Origin of the sequence: Neobacillus paridis (assembly GCF_016765675.1) — a bacterium.
Taxonomy (GTDB): Bacteria; Bacillota; Bacilli; order Bacillales; family Cytobacillaceae; genus Neobacillus; species Neobacillus paridis.
Genome location: NZ_JAESWB010000099.1, coordinates 1 through 712, shown reverse-complemented (window position 1 = coordinate 712; position 712 = coordinate 1). Strand labels below are relative to the sequence as shown.

The window sequence follows — 712 nt, the reverse complement described above, 5'->3', positions numbered from 1 at the left end:
GGCGCGCTGCACATAGTATTGCGCCATCAGGGCGTTCGGCACACGGCCGCCGCCGATGGCGCGGGAGCGTGTCAGCGGCGCCATGATGACCCGGTTGGGCAGTTCAAGGTCGCCGACGCGGATGGGATCGAAGAGTTTGCTCATGAGAGATTCCTTTTATAAAACAACGGCATTTCAAGCCGGGGATGGAAAAGCAAGGACAAGACAGGGGGAGCAGTGCCTAAAAGAGCGACAAGGCTTACAGCGCCCCGTCAAGCTGCGCAATGAAGCGGCCGATGAGGTCTTCATTGCGTTTGAAGAAGATCCACTGGCCTACCTTGCGGGAAGTAATCAGACCGGCCCGCTGCAGCGTGGCGAGATGCGCCGATACGGTGGATTGAGAAAGTCCCGCGCGCTGATCGATCAGGCCAGCGCAGACACCGAGTTCCAGCGGGTATTCCTGCATCGAGAAATGCGCCGACGGTTCCTTCAACCAGGCCAGGATCTGGCGGCGGGTAGGATTGGCCAGCGCCTTGTGTATCGCATCCACATCCATTTTCACAGTGCTGTCGGCAAGAGTCATTTCGCTTTTACCCAATGTATTTATCGAGATATTTGAAACTACGTATCGGGATATGGCGATACAAAAAGCGTTTTCAAGTCTTTTCTTTCTCATGCAGCCAGGCAAGGATTAAACCGATTTCTGCAATAGTTCATTGCCAGGGGTGCCATT

At 54.9% G+C, this 712-nt stretch carries 2 protein-coding genes; both read right to left on the bottom strand.

Annotated features, from left to right (window positions below; translation table 11 throughout):
* The coding region (locus tag JK635_RS28070) for an oxidoreductase (protein ID WP_498043859.1) at positions 1-144 on the bottom strand (144 nt) is incomplete at its 3' end.
* 94 nt (positions 145-238) lie between these two features.
* Positions 239-562, bottom strand: a complete 324-nt coding sequence (locus tag JK635_RS28065) for an ArsR/SmtB family transcription factor (protein ID WP_235887934.1) — start codon at positions 560-562, stop codon at positions 239-241.
* Positions 563-712 lie beyond the last annotated feature (150 nt).

Bases quoted from the DNA above. Each gene is read 5' to 3' on its own strand.
- JK635_RS28065 (WP_235887934.1), bottom strand. From the start codon at position 562: ATGACTCTTGCCGACAGCACTGTGAAAATGGATGTGGATGCGATACAC.